This window comes from Delftia sp. PE138, assembly GCF_018320755.1.
Lineage (GTDB): Bacteria > Pseudomonadota > Gammaproteobacteria > Burkholderiales > Burkholderiaceae_C > Comamonas > Comamonas tsuruhatensis.
In genome coordinates, this window is record NZ_JABEPN010000001.1 from 1410486 (window position 1) to 1425805 (window position 15320).

Annotated in this window: 13 protein-coding genes; 6 read left to right on the forward strand and 7 right to left on the reverse strand. The window is 67.1% G+C overall.

From position 1 onward, the window contains the following. Nucleotides 1-44: 44 nt before the first annotated feature. The 6 genes from fabB to HFGMBDPB_RS06360 form a co-directional block, all read right to left on the reverse strand. Entirely contained in the window at nt 45-1268 is a 1224-nt protein-coding gene (gene fabB, locus HFGMBDPB_RS06335) for a beta-ketoacyl-ACP synthase I (protein ID WP_016446491.1), read from the reverse strand. Beyond that, nucleotides 1265-1789 carry a bifunctional 3-hydroxydecanoyl-ACP dehydratase/trans-2-decenoyl-ACP isomerase gene (gene fabA / locus HFGMBDPB_RS06340; RefSeq protein WP_016446492.1) on the reverse strand — a complete coding sequence of 175 codons (525 nt, stop codon included), beginning with the start codon at nt 1787-1789 and terminating at the stop codon, nt 1265-1267. Before fabA ends, fabB begins: the two co-directional genes overlap by 4 nt. Before the next feature lie 178 nt (nt 1790-1967). Continuing rightward, nucleotides 1968-3575, reverse strand: a complete 1608-nt coding sequence (gene lnt, locus HFGMBDPB_RS06345; RefSeq protein WP_502757457.1) for an apolipoprotein N-acyltransferase — start codon at nt 3573-3575, stop codon at nt 1968-1970. 91 nt (nt 3576-3666) lie between these two features. Further along, nucleotides 3667-4548 carry a CorC family transporter gene (locus HFGMBDPB_RS06350; protein ID WP_016446494.1) on the reverse strand — a complete coding sequence of 294 codons (882 nt, stop codon included), beginning with the start codon at nt 4546-4548 and terminating at the stop codon, nt 3667-3669. A gap of 106 nt (nt 4549-4654) precedes the next feature. Further along, nucleotides 4655-5380: a GNAT family N-acetyltransferase gene (locus tag HFGMBDPB_RS06355; RefSeq protein ID WP_016446495.1), complete on the reverse strand. Its 726-nt coding sequence runs from the start codon at nt 5378-5380 to the stop codon at nt 4655-4657. Between the two features lie 135 nt (nt 5381-5515). Continuing rightward, the gene (locus HFGMBDPB_RS06360) at nt 5516-5998 is read right to left on the reverse strand and encodes an Lrp/AsnC family transcriptional regulator (protein ID WP_016446496.1); all 483 of its coding nucleotides are present in this window, start codon (nt 5996-5998) and stop codon (nt 5516-5518) included. Between the two features lie 374 nt (nt 5999-6372). On the opposite strand from HFGMBDPB_RS06360, the gene HFGMBDPB_RS06365 reads away from it, so the two are divergent. Both HFGMBDPB_RS06365 and phhA read left to right on the forward strand, forming a co-directional pair. Further along, nucleotides 6373-7491 (forward strand): Bug family tripartite tricarboxylate transporter substrate binding protein, encoded by a 1119-nt coding sequence (locus tag HFGMBDPB_RS06365; protein WP_223275136.1) that lies wholly within the window; start codon nt 6373-6375, stop codon nt 7489-7491. A 64-nt stretch (nt 7492-7555) separates the two neighbouring features. Then, nucleotides 7556-8467: a phenylalanine 4-monooxygenase gene (gene phhA, locus HFGMBDPB_RS06370; protein WP_016446498.1), complete on the forward strand. Its 912-nt coding sequence runs from the start codon at nt 7556-7558 to the stop codon at nt 8465-8467. On the opposite strand, the gene HFGMBDPB_RS06375 is transcribed toward phhA, so the two are convergent. Continuing rightward, on the reverse strand, nt 8401-9390 hold the full coding sequence (locus tag HFGMBDPB_RS06375; RefSeq protein WP_212645081.1) for an esterase/lipase family protein: 990 nt from the start codon (nt 9388-9390) through the stop codon (nt 8401-8403). The two genes, phhA and HFGMBDPB_RS06375, sit on opposite strands and share 67 nt — an antisense overlap. A 202-nt stretch (nt 9391-9592) precedes the next feature. Here HFGMBDPB_RS06375 and HFGMBDPB_RS06380 point away from each other — a divergent pair, with 202 nt between their 5' ends. The 4 genes from HFGMBDPB_RS06380 (at nt 9593) to HFGMBDPB_RS06395 (ending at nt 15316) form a co-directional block, all read left to right on the forward strand. Further along, nucleotides 9593-11293 (forward strand): AMP-binding protein, encoded by a 1701-nt coding sequence (locus tag HFGMBDPB_RS06380; RefSeq protein WP_212645082.1) that lies wholly within the window; start codon nt 9593-9595, stop codon nt 11291-11293. A gap of 81 nt (nt 11294-11374) precedes the next feature. Continuing rightward, complete coding sequence (locus tag HFGMBDPB_RS06385) at nt 11375-12334, forward strand: MBL fold metallo-hydrolase (protein WP_212645083.1); 960 nt, start codon at nt 11375-11377, stop codon at nt 12332-12334. A gap of 120 nt (nt 12335-12454) precedes the next feature. Continuing rightward, nucleotides 12455-12877 carry a hypothetical protein gene (locus tag HFGMBDPB_RS06390; protein ID WP_212645084.1) on the forward strand — a complete coding sequence of 141 codons (423 nt, stop codon included), beginning with the start codon at nt 12455-12457 and terminating at the stop codon, nt 12875-12877. Nucleotides 12878-13015: 138 nt separating this feature from the next. Continuing rightward, nucleotides 13016-15316 (forward strand): catecholate siderophore receptor Fiu, encoded by a 2301-nt coding sequence (locus HFGMBDPB_RS06395; protein WP_212645085.1) that lies wholly within the window; start codon nt 13016-13018, stop codon nt 15314-15316. Nucleotides 15317-15320: the final 4 nt, after the last annotated feature.

Below are 15320 nucleotides of genomic sequence, written 5' to 3' on the forward strand. Positions count from 1 at the left end.
GGGCTTTTTCCTTCAGGACACGCCTTTTACACACCAGGGCGTATTCACTGGCCCTGCCAGCGGCGCAGCACCAGCGAGGCGTTCGTGCCACCGAAGCCGAAGCTGTTGGACAGCACGGTGTTCAACTGGGCATCGCGTGTGCGCGTGACCAGGGGCATGTCGTTCAGCGCGGGATCGGGCGTGTCCACGTTGACCGAACCCGCGATGAAGCCCTTGTTCATCATGATCATGCAGTAGATGGCTTCCTGCACGCCGGTGGCGCCCAGCGAGTGGCCGGTCAGCGACTTGGTGGAGGAGAACGGCGGCACCTGGTCGCCGAACAGCGCGCGCATGGCGCGCACTTCCTGCATGTCGCCCACGGGCGTGGAGGTGCCGTGGGTGTTGATGTAGTCCACGCCGCCTTCGAGGCCTTCAAGGGCCTGCTGCATGCAGGCGATGGCGCCGTCGCCCGAGGGCGCGACCATGTCCTCGCCATCGCTGGTGGCGCCAAAGCCCACGACTTCGGCCAGGATGTTCGCACCCCGGGCCTGGGCGTGCTCCAGGCTTTCCAGCACCACCGCGCCGCCGCCACCTGCGATCACGAAACCGTCGCGGTGGGCGTCATAGGCGCGCGAAGCCTTTTCGGGCTGGTCGTTGTACTTGCTGGACATGGCCCCCATGCCGTCGAACAGCAGTGCCATGCCCCAGGACAGCTCTTCGCCGCCGCCGGCAAACATCACGTCCTGCATGCCCCAGGCGATCTGCTGCGCCGCTGCGCCGATGCAGTGCGCCGAGGTGGAGCAGGCCGAGGTGATGGAGTAGTTGATGCCCTTGACCTTGAAGTTGGTCGCCAGGCAGGCGGACACCGTGGAGCTCATGCAGCGCGTGACCTGGTAGGGCCCGACGCGGCGAATGCCCTTTTCGCGCAGCGTGTCGGCCGCCTCGATCTGGTTGGCCGGCGACCCGCCGCCCGAGCCCATGATCAGGCCGGTACGCGGATGGCTGACCTGCTCGGGAGCCAGGCCGGCCTGGGCGATGGCATCTTCCAGCGCGATCTGCGCATAGGCAGCGGCATCGCCCATGAATCGCAGCTGCTTGCGATCGATACGTGCCTCGACGTCGATCTCCGGCACACCGGCCACCTGGCTGCGCATGCCCAGTTCGGTGAACTTCGGCATGGCCTTGATGCCCGTGCGCCCCTCGCGCAGCGAGGTCTCCACGGTATCGAGGTCGTTGCCGATGCACGAGACAATGCCCGCGCCGGTGATGACTACGCGACGTTTGGTCATGCTGCCGTTCCCTGGCCTTCACCCTCGCGCAGGAACAGGCCCACGCGCAGGTCATTGGCGACGTAGATTTCCTTGCCGTCGGCCAGCAGGCGTGCATCGCCGATGGCCATGTTGAGCTTGCGCTTGATCACGCGCTTGATGTCGATTTCGTAGGTCACGAGCTTGACGTCAGGACCCACTTCGCCCGTGAACTTGACTTCGCCGGCGCCCAGCGCACGGCCCCGGCCGGGAAGGCGCAGCCAGGTCAGGTAAAAGCCGATCAGTTGCCACATGGCGTCCAGACCCAGGCAGCCGGGCATGACGGGGTCGCCCCGGAAATGGCAGTCGAAGAACCAGAGATCAGGCTTGATGTCGAGTTCGGCGACGATCTTGCCCAGGCCGTGGGCGCCACCATCCGTGTCGATGTGCGTGATGCGGTCGAACATCAGCATGGGAGGCAGTGGCAGACGCCCGCTGTCTGCGGAAAACAGCTTGCCTTCGCCCGAAGCGATCAGTTGCTCATACGAAAAAGAATCGGCCATTGTCTAACTTGCTCCACGGCGGCACTGACGCCACCTCTATCTCTGAATGGGTGCGGCCCGCAGCGGACCATGCAGCCGCGCATTATCGGGGCTGAACGTTGCCAGACTGCAACAAAACCCCGAGGCCGCATCAAAACTCTGCCACAAAAGCCACGCCGACCCAGGTCGCGGGACTTGGCTACAGCCCCTGAACAGAGGCCCTGCGGCGGCCGATCCAGGCCACCAGCAGCACCGCCGCAGCAGCGGCGCACAGCGGGACCAGGCCTGCTGCATTCACCCAGCGCGCAAACGGTGTCAAGGCCTCGCGGCCCTGCACACTGGCCTCAAGCACCGCGCGCTCGTAAGGCCCCAGCGCGTGCGTCACCACGCCCCGGTGGTCGATGGCCACCGTGGCACCGGTATTGGTGGCGCGCAGCATGGGGCGCTCGAACTCCAGCGCCCGCATGCGGCTGATGGCCAGATGCTGGTCGATCGCCACGCTGTCGCCAAACCAGCCGATGTTGCTGAAATTCACCAGCACCGTGGGCGCCGTCGCTGCATTGCCGAAATGTGCACCCAGCTCTTCGCCAAACAAATCCTCGTAGCAGATGTTGGGTGACAGCCGCTCGCCAGCCCAGGCCATGGAAGGCTGGCCCAGCGCGCCGCGGTTGAAGTCGCCCAGCGGTATGTTCATCATCTGCGTGAACCAGCGAAACAGCGGCGGGATGAACTCCCCGAAGGGCACCAGATGGTGCTTGTCGTATTGGTAGTCCTGGATCTGGCCAGGCTGCCAGCCCACGACCGAGTTCGTGTAGCCGGCCTCTTCCGAGCCCAGCGGAATGCCCAGCAGCGCCGCCTGCCGGCCATCCTTCTTCAGATATGGTTCGCGCAGCAGGTCCAGGTATTCCTCGGGCAACTGCTGGGGCAGCAGGGGCACGGCCGTCTCGGGTGCGACCACCAGCTGCGCCGTGGCCACGCGCAGCTCCCGCCCGTACCAGCCCAGGGCCAGCGGAATGCCGCTGCCGGCCTCGAACTTCTCATCCTGCGGGATATTGCCCTGCAGCATGGCCACGCTCAGCGCCGGCCGTTCGGCCGATGGTGCATTGATGGCGGCATCGCGAAGCCACCACAGCCCGCCCCAGGCCAGAACCAGGGCCGCCACAGTGGCCGCGCACCGTGCAGGCCGAAGGGCTTGTCCGCCCCGCGAACCGGCCGCCAAGGCGGCCAGCCAATATGCCAGCCAGGACGCCACCGCCCCCGTGCCGTAGACGCCGATCCAGCGCGGCAGCACCGACAGGGGCCCTTCGACGTGGGCATAGCCCCCCGCGCCCCAGGGAAAGCCGGTCCACAGCCAGCCACGCGCCAATTCGGCCAGCAGCCAGACGGCGGCGAACAGCAAGGCGCCGCCCGCCGTGCTGGTGGGGCGCAGCTTGTGCCAGCCCCAGGCGGCCACCGCGTAGTAGCTGCCCAGGAAGGCCGCAAGCGCCAGCACGGCGGCAACGGCCAGCGGCGCAGGCAGGCCGCCATAGACATGCATGGAGATGAACAGCCACCAGAAGGTGGCCACCAGCCAGGCGGTGGCATAGAGCATGGCCCGCCCCGCCGCCTGGGCCGGGCGCTGTGCCGTCTGCAGGGCGCGTGCCAGCACGGCCAGCGACAGAATCTGCAGCCACCACAGCGGGCGGCCATAGCCGCCGACCAGGCTCAGCGGCCCGTCGCCCTGGCCGCGCGCCCAGGGCCAGGCCAGCGACAGGGCCTGGGCTGCACCCGCAAGCAGCAGCAGCACGCCCACGGCGAGCCGGCCCATGCGCCGGCCGTCTTGCGAAAAAGCGGAAGAACTGGACAGGGGCATCGGCCAGGTACGGGAGAGATGTCGGTGGGGATAGAAAGGGGCAGCCTCAGCTGCGCAGCAGACTGTCGGCTGCGGGATCGCGCACCACCTTGAACCAGCGCACGGCGCCGCCCTTGGTGTGCAGCACGGTGAATTCCAGGCCGGCCAGATGGATCTGCTCGCCGCGCTTGGGCACATGGCCCATTTCGTGGGCGATCAGGCCTCCGATGGTGTCGAACTCATCTTCGGGATCGCGGGCATGCAGGGCGACCTCGAAGGCTTCGTTCACATGCTCGATGGTGGTGTCGCCCGCCACGCGGTAGCTATTGTCGGCCAGGGCGAAGATGTCGCCCTCGTCCTCGGGGATGTCGAACTCGTCCTCGATCTCGCCGACGATTTCCTCCAGCACATCCTCGATGGTCACCAGGCCTGCCACGCGGCCGAACTCGTCGATGACCACGGCCAGATGGTTGCGGTTGCCCCGGAACTCGCGCAGCAGATCATTCAGGCCCTTGCTCTCCGGCACGAAGGCGGCGGGGCGCAGCAGGGCGCGGATGTTCAGGTCCGGTGAACGCTGCAGCTTGAGCAGGTCCTTGGCCAGAAGGATGCCGATGATGTTCTCGCGCTCGCCCTGGTAGACCGGGAAACGCGAATGTGCAGTGGTGATGACCTGGTGCAGCAGTTCATCGAACGGAGCGTCGATGTTGACCAGGTCCATGCGAGGGGCTGCGACCATGACGTCGCCGGCCGTCATGTCGGCCATGCGTATCACGCGTTCGAGCATGACGCGAGACTCGGGGCCGATGACCTGGTTGTCCTCGGCGTCGGCCAGGGTCTCGATCAGCTCGTCAGGAGAATCAGGGGCCGGGTGGATGAACTCGGCCACCTTTTGCAGGAAGCTTCGCTTGCTTTCCTTCTCGGAAGAGCGCGCAGGATGGGGGTCGGACACTGTCTTGGAGTGCAGGACGTGCGGTAGTGAAACAAGCCGCAAGGATAGCGGATTGCTCCGTCACCCCTGCATGCGCTGCGCCAATTCCCTTTGCGGCGTTTTGCGCCTATTCGCCGGCCTGGTGGCGGCCATCCTGCACGCCACGGCGGATTTCCTGCACGTCGGCCAGGAAATCCCAGAACTGCTTGGCCTGCTTCTTGAGCTGGTAGTCCACCTCGCCGATGTGCTCGGTCATCAGCGACGCCATGTGCGTGTCGATGCCGGCGGGCGGCAGCTGCAGGTAGGCCTCGGACTCGGAGCCATCGCGCTTGATGGTGGCGCCGGCCTTGCGCGCAATCTTGAGCATGGCCGTGTTCTCCGACAGCGCGTGGATGAACATCATGGACACGCCCTTGGTGCGTGCATGGATCACCGCGCGGTTGAACAGGCGCCCGCCGTAGCCGCGGCCGCGTGCCTGCTTGAGCACGGAAACGCCGAATTCGGCGCAGCTCTTGTGCTCGGGATGCGAGGCAAAGGCCAGATGCGCCATGGCGATCAGCTCGAGCCGGCGGTTGTAGATGCCGAAGATGTCGTCGCGCTCGAAATCAAGCTGCATCGCATAGCGGCGAACCTGCTCGTCGCTGGCCGCATAGCCGAAGCGCAGGTAGCGGTCGCCTTCATCGAGCTTGAGCAAATGCGCCACCACGCGTTCGCGGTGGGACGGGCCCAGCGAACGAATGGGCACCATGGACGCGGAGCGCCCATCGGGACGGTGCGGCTGGCCTGCGCTCGCACGCAACATGTCCCGGCCGGCCTGCCAGGACGCCTTCAACCAGTCTTTGGATGCATTCATGGCTCAAATATAGGTAAAAACCCGAGGTCGAGCAACGAAGATATTGCAATGCAACAAAACCGTAAGGTTTTGGCATGCAAACCAATTTCCCCTCCCTGCAACACCCAACGGCCTGGCGCCTGTCGAGCCCGAAGGCTACAAAGGCACGGCCGTGGTCACCTTGACGCGGTCCATCACGAAGCTGGTCTTGCAATCCTGCACGCTGGGATGCTTGAGCAAGGTGTCCATGACGAAGCGCGTGTAGTGCTGCATGTCGGCCACGACCACACGCATCAGATAGTCCATCTCCCCGGTCAGCGACACGCACTCCACCACTTCGGGCCAAGTCTGCACGCTGGCGCGGAACACGTCCATGGGGTTGCGCTTGCTGGTCTCGGTGTACTTCTCCAGGCGCACGTTGAGATAGGCGGTCAGCCCCAGGCCCACGGTCTCCGGCTGGACCAGGGCCACATAGCGGTCGATCACGCCGCTGTCTTCCAGGCGCTTGACCCGGCGCAGCACGGCACTGGGAGACAGGCCGACCTGCTCCCCGATGACGTCATAGGTTTCCCGGCCGTTGGCCTGCAGGCGGCGCAAAATGGCCCGATCCAGTTTGTCGATGGTGTGCGTGGCGCTCATGGCGGTGGACTCGTAAATAAGTACGGATTTCTTCAGGGTTAACCCGAATTAACCAGTTAAATTGCGATAAACAAAAGAATTCCGCAATTTTCATGCATTCCGCATTTTCCCACCAAGGGCAAACGGCAAAAAGCTGAAGCCCCTCCCGCCTACAGTGACAGCACTGATCGCAAGCCCGCAGGCCATGCCTGGGGCGCCCGAAACACTGTCCTGCACAAAAAGGCCGGAGACCCCCATGAAAGCCCCGCTGAACCTGGCCCAGTTCCCCGCCCGCGCACAGACGGCCCGGCGCGCGCAGGACATGGGCGCGTGCGGCCTCAGCGGCAGTCGGCGCTGCCTATACTGCGGGGATCGCCTCCATTTCGCTTCACGCCATGACGCCCCGCCACGACGCCACCCGCGCCATGCCACGCCATGCCCGTGCATCTGCGCCAGTACGTGCACCTGCGGCAGCCGGCCCGCAGCCGTCGGCCCGGATGGCGCGGCGCAGCCTGCTGGCGGCCCTGGCCGCCCTGCCCTGGCTGCCGGCTTCGGCACAGCCCCAGCCGCCCCCGACAGCCTCGACAGCCTTGACAGCCCCGGCGCGCGACGCGAAATCCGACGCCCTGACCCTGATCGTTCCCTATGCAGCCGGCGGCCCCCTGGACCGCACGGCGCGTCCTCTGGTCGAGGCCAGCTCCGCGAAGCTGGGGGCCATCCACATTCTTTACGTGCCGGGCGAAGGCGGCGCCAAGGGCTCGAACATGGTGGCCCAGGCCACGGCCCAGGACCGCTTGCTGCTGATGGGCGCGGCCGCCACGCACGCCGTGCTGCCCTGGCTGCAGCCCCAGCTGGGCTACGACCCGCTGCGCGACTTCCAGCCGCTGGTGCTGGTGGCGCGCATGCCCAATGTGCTGGTGATGCGCAGCGATCTGGCGCGCCAGTGGCGCATACGCACGGCGCTGGACCTGCAGCGCTTTCTTGCCAAGCACCGCCAGCCGCTGCGCTATGCCTCGGGCGGGCCGGGCAGCAGCGGGCACCTGTCGGGCGAGATGTACCAGATGCTCACGCGGCTGCCGCTGCTGCATCTGCCGTTTGGCGGAACGCAGCCGGCGCTGTCGGCCCTGCTCGACGGATCGGCCGATCTGCTGTTCGACAGCCTGGCGTCCTCGCTGCCGCACATCCGTGCAGGCCGGCTGCAGGCCCTGGCCGTGACCACGCTGGAACGCGTGCCGCTGCTGCCCGAGGTGCCCAGCCTCAACGACACGGTACCGGGCTTCAACCTCGCCAACTGGTTCGGCCTGTTCGCGCCTGCCGGCTGGCCCGCCGACCTGGCCCAGCGCCATGCCGCCGTGTTCTCGAAGGCCATGCGCAGCAGTCCGGTGCAGGAAACGCTGACCGCCATGGGCGTGCTGCCCGAAGACCTTCAGCTGCAGGAGTTCGCGCGCTTTGTGCGCTCCGAGCACAGCAAATACGGCCTGCTGGTGCAGGCCGCCCGAATCCGCCAGCTCTGAGCCGCGCAGGTGCCTTGCCTGCCCCCGGCCCGGGGCAGCAATGACAAGATCCCTGGAGAGCACCATGATGAGCACCGCAGCGACCCCCACCTCGTCCCACGCCCCTGCCCACGCCCCCGGTGTGGCACCCGTGGTCTACGGCCAGGCCGACCGCCCCCCGCGCGGCGACTACAGCCGCGCCAGCGACGACTACACCTGCGCGCAGGACTACGACGCCTACACCGAGGCCGACCACGACACCTACCGGCGCCTGTACGAACGCCAGTCCGCCCTGCTGCCGGGACTGGCCAGCCAGCACTTCATCGACGCCCTGCCCTCGCTGGGCGCCAAGGACCGCATTCCGCGCTTCGAGGAAGTCAACGAGCGCCTGCGCCGCGCCACGGGCTGGGAGATCGTCGGCGTGCCGGGCCTGATTCCCGAGGTGCCCTTCTTCTCGCTGCTGGCCAACCGCAAATTCCCGGTCACGGACTGGATCCGCAAGCCCGAGGAGTTCGAGTACATCGTCGAGCCCGATGTCTTCCATGACCTCTTCGGCCATGTGCCGCTGCTGTTCAACCCCGTCATCGCCGACTACATCCAGGCCTATGGCCAGGGCGGGCTCAAGGCCGCCGAGCTGGGCGCCTGCGAGATGCTGTCGCGCCTGTACTGGTACACCATCGAGTTCGGGCTGATCCGCGAGCAGGGCGGCCTGCGCGCCTACGGCGCGGGCATTCTGAGTTCTTCGGGTGAGCTCAACTACTCGGTGCGCAGCCCCGAGCCGCAGCGCCTGCCGCTGTCGCTGGAGCGCGCCATGCGCACGCTCTACAAGATCGACACCTACCAGCACACCTACTTCGTGATCGACGACCTGCAGCAGCTGTTCGACCTCACGGCCGCCGATTTCGAGCCGCTGTACCGCCAGCTGCGCGATCAGCCGACCATCGCGGCCGATGCGCTGCTGCCCGGTGAAGTGGCCCTGCAGACTTCCGCGTCCTGAAGCCGCTCGCGCAGCTCCAGGCAAAAGCGCCAGACGCGCTCGTCGAACACCAGCTGCACATGGGCCACGTCGTCCAGGCGGTGCGCGTGCTGCCCTGGCAGCGTGGCCACGGGGAAGGGAAAGACGATGTTGTCGCAACAGCTCCACCAGCAGCTGAAGGCCACCTCGGGCGGCGGCGGCCCCAGGCGCTGCAGCCAGGGACTGTCCTCGCGCATCTGAAGCGTCGGCAGGCCATGGGCGAAGCGCGCCATCCAGGTGCCGCGGTGCGGCGTGGCCAGGGTCACCACATGGGCAGCCAGTTGCCGGCGCTCCTGCGCGGACAACCGGCCCAGCCAGGCACGCACCACCAGCCCGCCCATGCTGTGCGCCACGATCAGCGGCGCCCGCCCCGTGGCCTGGGCCATGCGGCGTGCGCAGGCATCGAGGTCGGCCACCATGGCGTCGATGGATGCGCCGTGCGCCGGCTCCAGCGTCATGGCCGCGCAGGCAATGCCGCGTTCCTTGAGCCGCCGCAGCCATGGCGCCCAGACCGCGCGATTGCAGAAGAAACCGTGGACCAGCACCATGCCGACCTGGCCTGTGACCGGGCTTGCGTTTTGTCCTGCGGCCGGGTCACCTGGCAAGCCGTCGGCCTCGGCATGGACCCGGAAGGGCAGGCGCCAGCCAAACACCTGCACGGCCAATGCCCACTCGGCGAGCCAGGCTGCCGCCACCGTGCGCCATGCGGGCACGGGTGCGCCGGCCTTGCGCACCACGCGGCGCATCAACACCATCTGCAGGCCCAGATGCAGGCCCGGCCAGCACAGGCCCGGCAGCGCTCCTGCCAGCGCCAGCCCGCGCGATTCCGGCCACCACCATGCCAGCCAGGCCATGGCGCCGGCCAGCGTGCCCAGCGCCACCATTTGCAGAATGCGTGCGTTCACGGCAGCCCGCCCTCCCTGAAAAAAAAGCCAACGTAGCACAGAGCGGCCGCACTTTCGTGGGGGACGGCGGCCCCTGCCTAGGACAACCCCGCGTAGACCGCAAAGCACCCGCCTGACCAGAATCAGCCGCAGCGGTGGCCGGCCGACCGGCGCCTGCCCCTTTGCCGTTCCCCTGTCTCACCAGCAACCCAAGGTACCCTGCATGGACGCTGCGCCCTGGCTCAAGAACTATCCCGCCGATGTGCCCCACGAGGTGCATCCCGAGCAATACCGCTCGCTCACACATCTGCTGGAGGAGGCCTTCACCCAGCATGCGGACCTGCCCTTCTCGGTGTGCATGGACCGCTGGATGAGCTACCGCGAGCTGGACCAGCTGTCCACACGCCTGGGCGCCTGGCTGCAGGGACTGGGGCTGGAGCCCGATGCGCGGGTGGCCATCATGCTGCCCAATGTGCCGCAGTTCGCCGTGAGCATGGCGGCCGTGCTGCGCGCCGGCTACACCTGCGTCAACGTCAATCCGCTGTACACGCCGCGCGAGCTGGAGCACCAGCTCAAGGACTCGGGCGCCACGGCCATCATCATCCTGGAGAACTTCGCCCACACCCTGGCCGACGTGATCGAGCGCAGCGCCATCCGCCATGTCTGCGTCACCGCCATGGGCGATCTGCTGGGCGGCATGTATGGCAGCTGGATCACCTTCGCCGTGCGCCACCTGGCCAAGATGGTGCCGGCCTACAGCCTGCCGCTGGACGGTGAGGGCGGCACGGTGCGCGAGGTCACGACCTTTTCCCAGGCGCTGGCGCGCGGCGCCCAGAAAGAGCTGCGCCCCAGCCAGGCGAGACTGGATTCGGTGGCCTTCCTGCAATACACGGGCGGCACCACCGGGCTGTCCAAGGGTGCCGTGCTCACCCACCGCTGCATCGTGGCCGCCACGCTGCAGGCGCATGCCTGGTTCACGCCGGCCCTGCACGGGCGCGTCAGCGCGCAGGACACGCACATCATCGCGGCGCTGCCGCTGTACCACATCTTCGCCCTCACGGTGAGCCTGTTCGCCATGCGCATGGGGGCCAGCCTGAGCCTGATCCCCAATCCGCGCGACATCCCCAAGTTCGTCAAGGTGCTGCAGAAACGGCCCTTCCACATCCTGCCGGCCGTCAACACCCTGTTCAACGCCCTGCTCAACAACGCCCAGTTCCGCGAGCTGGACTTCTCGCAGCTGCGCGTGTCGCAGGCCGGGGGCATGGCCGCCAGCGAGGGCACGGCGCGCCAGTGGCAGCAGGTCACGGGCAGCGTGATGATCGAGGGCTGGGGCATGAGCGAGACCTGCGCCATCGGCACCAACAACCCCGTCACCGCCACCTCCTTCAGCGGCACCATCGGCCTGCCGCTGCCGGGCATCTCCATCGCCATCAAGGACGACGAAGGCCGCGACCTGCCCATGGGAGAGGCCGGCGAGCTGTGCATCAAGGGCCCCAACGTCATGCGCGGCTACTACAACCAGCCCGACGAAACCGCCAAGGCCTTCACGGCCGACGGCTACATGCGCACCGGCGACATCGGCGTGATGGACCAGGAAGGCTTCACCCGCATCATTGACCGCAAGAAGGACATGATGGTGGTCAGCGGCTTCAACGTCTATCCGAACGAGCTGGAGAACGTGATCTCCATGTGCCCCGGCGTGCTCGAATGCGCAGCCGTGGGCGTGGCCGACGAGCGCCAGGGCGAGGCCATCAAGGTCTACGTGGTGCGCAGCGACCCGGCACTGACCGAGGACCAGGTCATGCGCTTTTGCCATGACCAGCTCACCGGCTACAAGCGCCCGCGGCAGGTGGAGTTCCGCGACGAACTGCCCAAGACCAACGTAGGCAAGATCCTCAGGCGCGCCCTGCGCGATCCCGCCTGAAACCCGCACGGCCGCAGCTGTAGCCCACGCGTCAGCCGTGGCTGCCTGCGGCTGTTAGCCTTGGGAAAGGCTTCTCCCCCCATGACCTCCTTCGCCCCCACAAGCGCCACCGCTGCGCTGCCCTGCGGCATGACCGTGCTGGAGCGCGGCTGGCTGTCGGCCAACAACATCGTCTTCGCGGCCGACCCTGCCGATCCGCAGGACGACGGCGCGGCCGTGGTCGATACCGGCTACGTCAGCCATGCCGATCAGACCGTGCTGCTGATCGAGCAGACGCTGGCTGGCCAGCCGCTGGCGCGCATCCTCAACACCCATCTGCACAGCGACCACTGCGGCGGCAATGCCGCACTGCAGGCGCGCTGGCCGCAGGCCCGGACCTATGTCGCGCCGGGCCAGGCCGAATTCGTGCGCCACTGGAATCCCGAGGCGCTGAGCTACACCCCCACCGGCCAGGAATGCCCGCCATTTGCGCTGACCGGCGTACTGCAGCCCGGCGCCAGCGTGCGGCTGGCCGGGCGCGACTGGCAGATCCATGCCGCGCCGGGGCATGACCCGCACTCCATCATCCTGTTCGAGCCTGCCAGCCGCACACTGATCTCGGCCGATGCGCTCTGGGAAAACGGCTTCGGCGTGGTGTTTCCCGAAATCGAGGGCCTGCAGGCCTTCGAGGAAGTGGCCGCCACGCTGGATGTGATCGAGGCCCTGGCACCGCTCACCATCGTCCCCGGCCACGGCGGCGTTTTCACGGGCGTGGCCGCGGCGCTGGACACGGCGCGCCGCCGCCTGGACGGCTTTGTGCGCGCCCCCGAGCGCCATGCCCTCTACGCGGCCAAGGTGCTGCTCAAGTACCGGCTGCTGGACTGGCAGCGCGTGCGCACCACTGAACTGCTGGCCTGGCTGGACGCCACGCCCTACTTCGGCATGCTGCATGCAGGCTATTTCAGCCACGAGACCGCCGAGCACTGGGGCCGCACGCTGGTGGATGCGCTGGTGCAAGCGGGCGCGGCGCAGCGCGAGGGCGAATGGGTTCACAACGCCTGAACGAAACAGATCCGCGATAGGCGCAAACCACGCCAATCACATCACCGGCCGCAAGCACTGCGCAGCTGCGGCACCACGGGCAGCATCTTCATCGACCGCGTGCGCAACCTGGGCAGCCCGATGCGCGACACCTTCAACATCGAGGACATCGAGATCGTCAAGGGCGCCTCGGGTTCCGAGTACGGGCGCAGGCGCCCTGGCGCCCTGGCGCCCGCCAATCTCTACGATCCCGGCGTCAGCGATGCGATCACGGGCCAGGACATCCGCTATGCCGGCCAGATCAACGAAGGCCACACCAAGACCCTTGCGCTGCACGCCTTCATGGGCTGGGAGCTCAGCGCGAACCTGAGCCTGCAGCTGAACGTCTACAACCTCGCCAACCAGCGTTACATCGCCAGCCTGAACAGCGCGCGGCGCGCGCCACATCCCGGGCGGGGCGCGCTCGGCCAGGCTGGTCGCCACGCTGAAGTTCCGAGACAGGGGTGTTGCTGGGCGGCAACGGCCATCCATTCACTTATCAGATTATTCTTATATTTTTATTAGGAATCATTACCATTCTCAATCCAGGCAAAACTGCCTGATCCAGCCAGCACCGGCAAGCCAAGACAGCTCTCCAGCCGCCCGCGCAACGCCGGCCAGCAAGCCAGCATGTTCACTGCCCATCCCGCTTTCCGTTCAACCATGGCGAACTCCAACTCGTACATCAAAAGCCGCAAACACGACAGCGCTGGCCGCTCGCCGTCGGCCGGCATCATCGCTGCAGCCGCGGCCCTGGCCACCCTGGGCCTGCCGGCCGTGGCCCAGACACAGACGCCCGGCGCCAGGACCGCGCCCAGCCTCAAGGAAGTGACCGTCGAAGGCTCGCGCAGCACCGGCTACGAACCCGCACAGGTCTCCTCCCCCAAGTTCACGCAGCCGCTGGTGGACACGACGCAGACCATCTCCGTCATCAAGGAGCAGGTGCTGCAGGAACAAGGCGCCACCACGCTGACCGAGGCGCTGCGCAACGTGCCCGGCGCCGGCACCTTCTACGCGGGCGAGAACGGCAACACCAGCACGGGTGATGCCATCTACATGCGCGGCTTCGACACCTCCAACAGCATCTATGTGGACGGCGTGCGCGACGTGGGCTCCATCTCGCGCGACGTGTTCAACACCGAGCAGGTGGAAGTCACCAAGGGCCCGGCCAGCACCGACTACGGCCGCAGCGCGCCCACCGGCGCCATCAACATGGTCACCAAGCAGCCCAGCCTGGCCGACAGCTTCGGCGCCTCGCTGGGCGCGGGTTCGGGCAGCTACAAGCGCTCCACCGTGGACTGGAACAAGAGCCTGACCGGGATGGGCGGCGCGGCCTTCCGGCTCAACGCCATGGTGCAGGACGCCGGCGTCGCCGGCCGCGACCGCGTGGCCAATGACCGCTGGGGCATCGCACCGTCGTTCGCCTTCGGACTGAACACCGACACGCGCACCTACCTGAACGCGCTGCACGTCAAGCAAAGCAATGTGCCGGACGGCGGCGTGCCCACCATCGGCCTGCCCGGCTACAGCAACACCGATGCGCGCCTGAACGCGGGCCGCCCCGTGGACCCCAGCCGCTTCTACGGCACCAGCGCCGACCACGACGACGTGACGGCCGACATGGTCACGCTGCGCGTGGAGCACGACTTCACGCCCGACACCACGCTGCGCAACACCACGCGCTGGGGCCGCACCAAGCAGGACTACCTGCTCACGGCCTTCATGGCGCTGTCCAGCAACAACAGCAGCAATCCCGCCGACTGGACCGTGTCACGCAGCCTGCCGACCTTCAAGAACCAGGTCAACGACATCGTCACCAACCAGACCAACCTGACGACCAAGCTGGCGACAGGCAGCGTGCGGCACGAGCTGAGCACCGGGGTGGAGATCACGCGCGAAAAGCAGAGCAACTACGGCACGGGCACCACGGGCGCCTGGCCCAATGCCAGCCTCTATGACCCGCAGGTGCCCAGCTCCGGCCTGAACTGGTCGCGCAACGGCGCCGACAGCAAGGGCTCGACCGACACCTTTGCGCTGTACGCCTTCGACACGCTCAAGTTCAACGAGCAATGGCAGGCCAACGCCGGCCTGCGCCTGGACCGCTACAAGACGCAGTACGACGCACGCGCCGTCTGCGGCGGCCGCAGCGGCCCGGCCTGCGGCAGCAATCCTGCAGGCACCGTGCTGCCCAGCGCCGTGGGCCTGGAGGCCTCCGACACCCTGCTGAGCTGGAAGATCGGCGGCCTCTACAAGCCCGCGCCCAATGGCAGCGTGTACGTGAACTACGCCCTGTCGCAGCAGCCACCGGGCGGTGCCAACTTCACGCTGTCCACGGCCGCCAACAACGCCAACAACCCCAACATGGACCCGCAAAAGGCCAAGACCGCCGAACTGGGAACCAAGTGGGAGCTGATGGACAAGCGCCTGCTGCTGACAGGCGCGCTGTTCCGCACCGAGATCACCAACGAGATCGTCACCAACCCTGACGGCACCGTGGGACAGACCGGCAAGAAGATCGTGCAGGGCCTGGAGCTGGGCGCCACGGGCCAGATCACGCCCGCCTGGGGCGTGACTGCCGGCTACACGCTGCAGGACACCAAGGTGGACACGGGCGCCACCGTGGCGCAGGACGGCTCCAGCGGCCTGACCTATACGCCCAAGAACGCCTTCTCGCTGTGGACCAGCTACCAGTTCCCGTTCGGCCTGACGCTGGCTGGCGGGGCGCGCTACTCGGGCGGACTCAAGCGTGGCACCGACGGAGCCGTGGGCACGCCCAACTTCACCGATGCCTACTGGGTCTTCGACGCCATGGCCAGCTACCGCATCAACAAGAACGCCGACATCCAGCTGAACTTCTACAACCTGTTCGACAAGGAGTATGTGGGCGCCATCAACAAGAGCGGCTACCGCTATTTCCCGGGCACGCCGCGCTCCGTGCGCGTGTCCGCGAACTTCCGCTTCTGAGTGA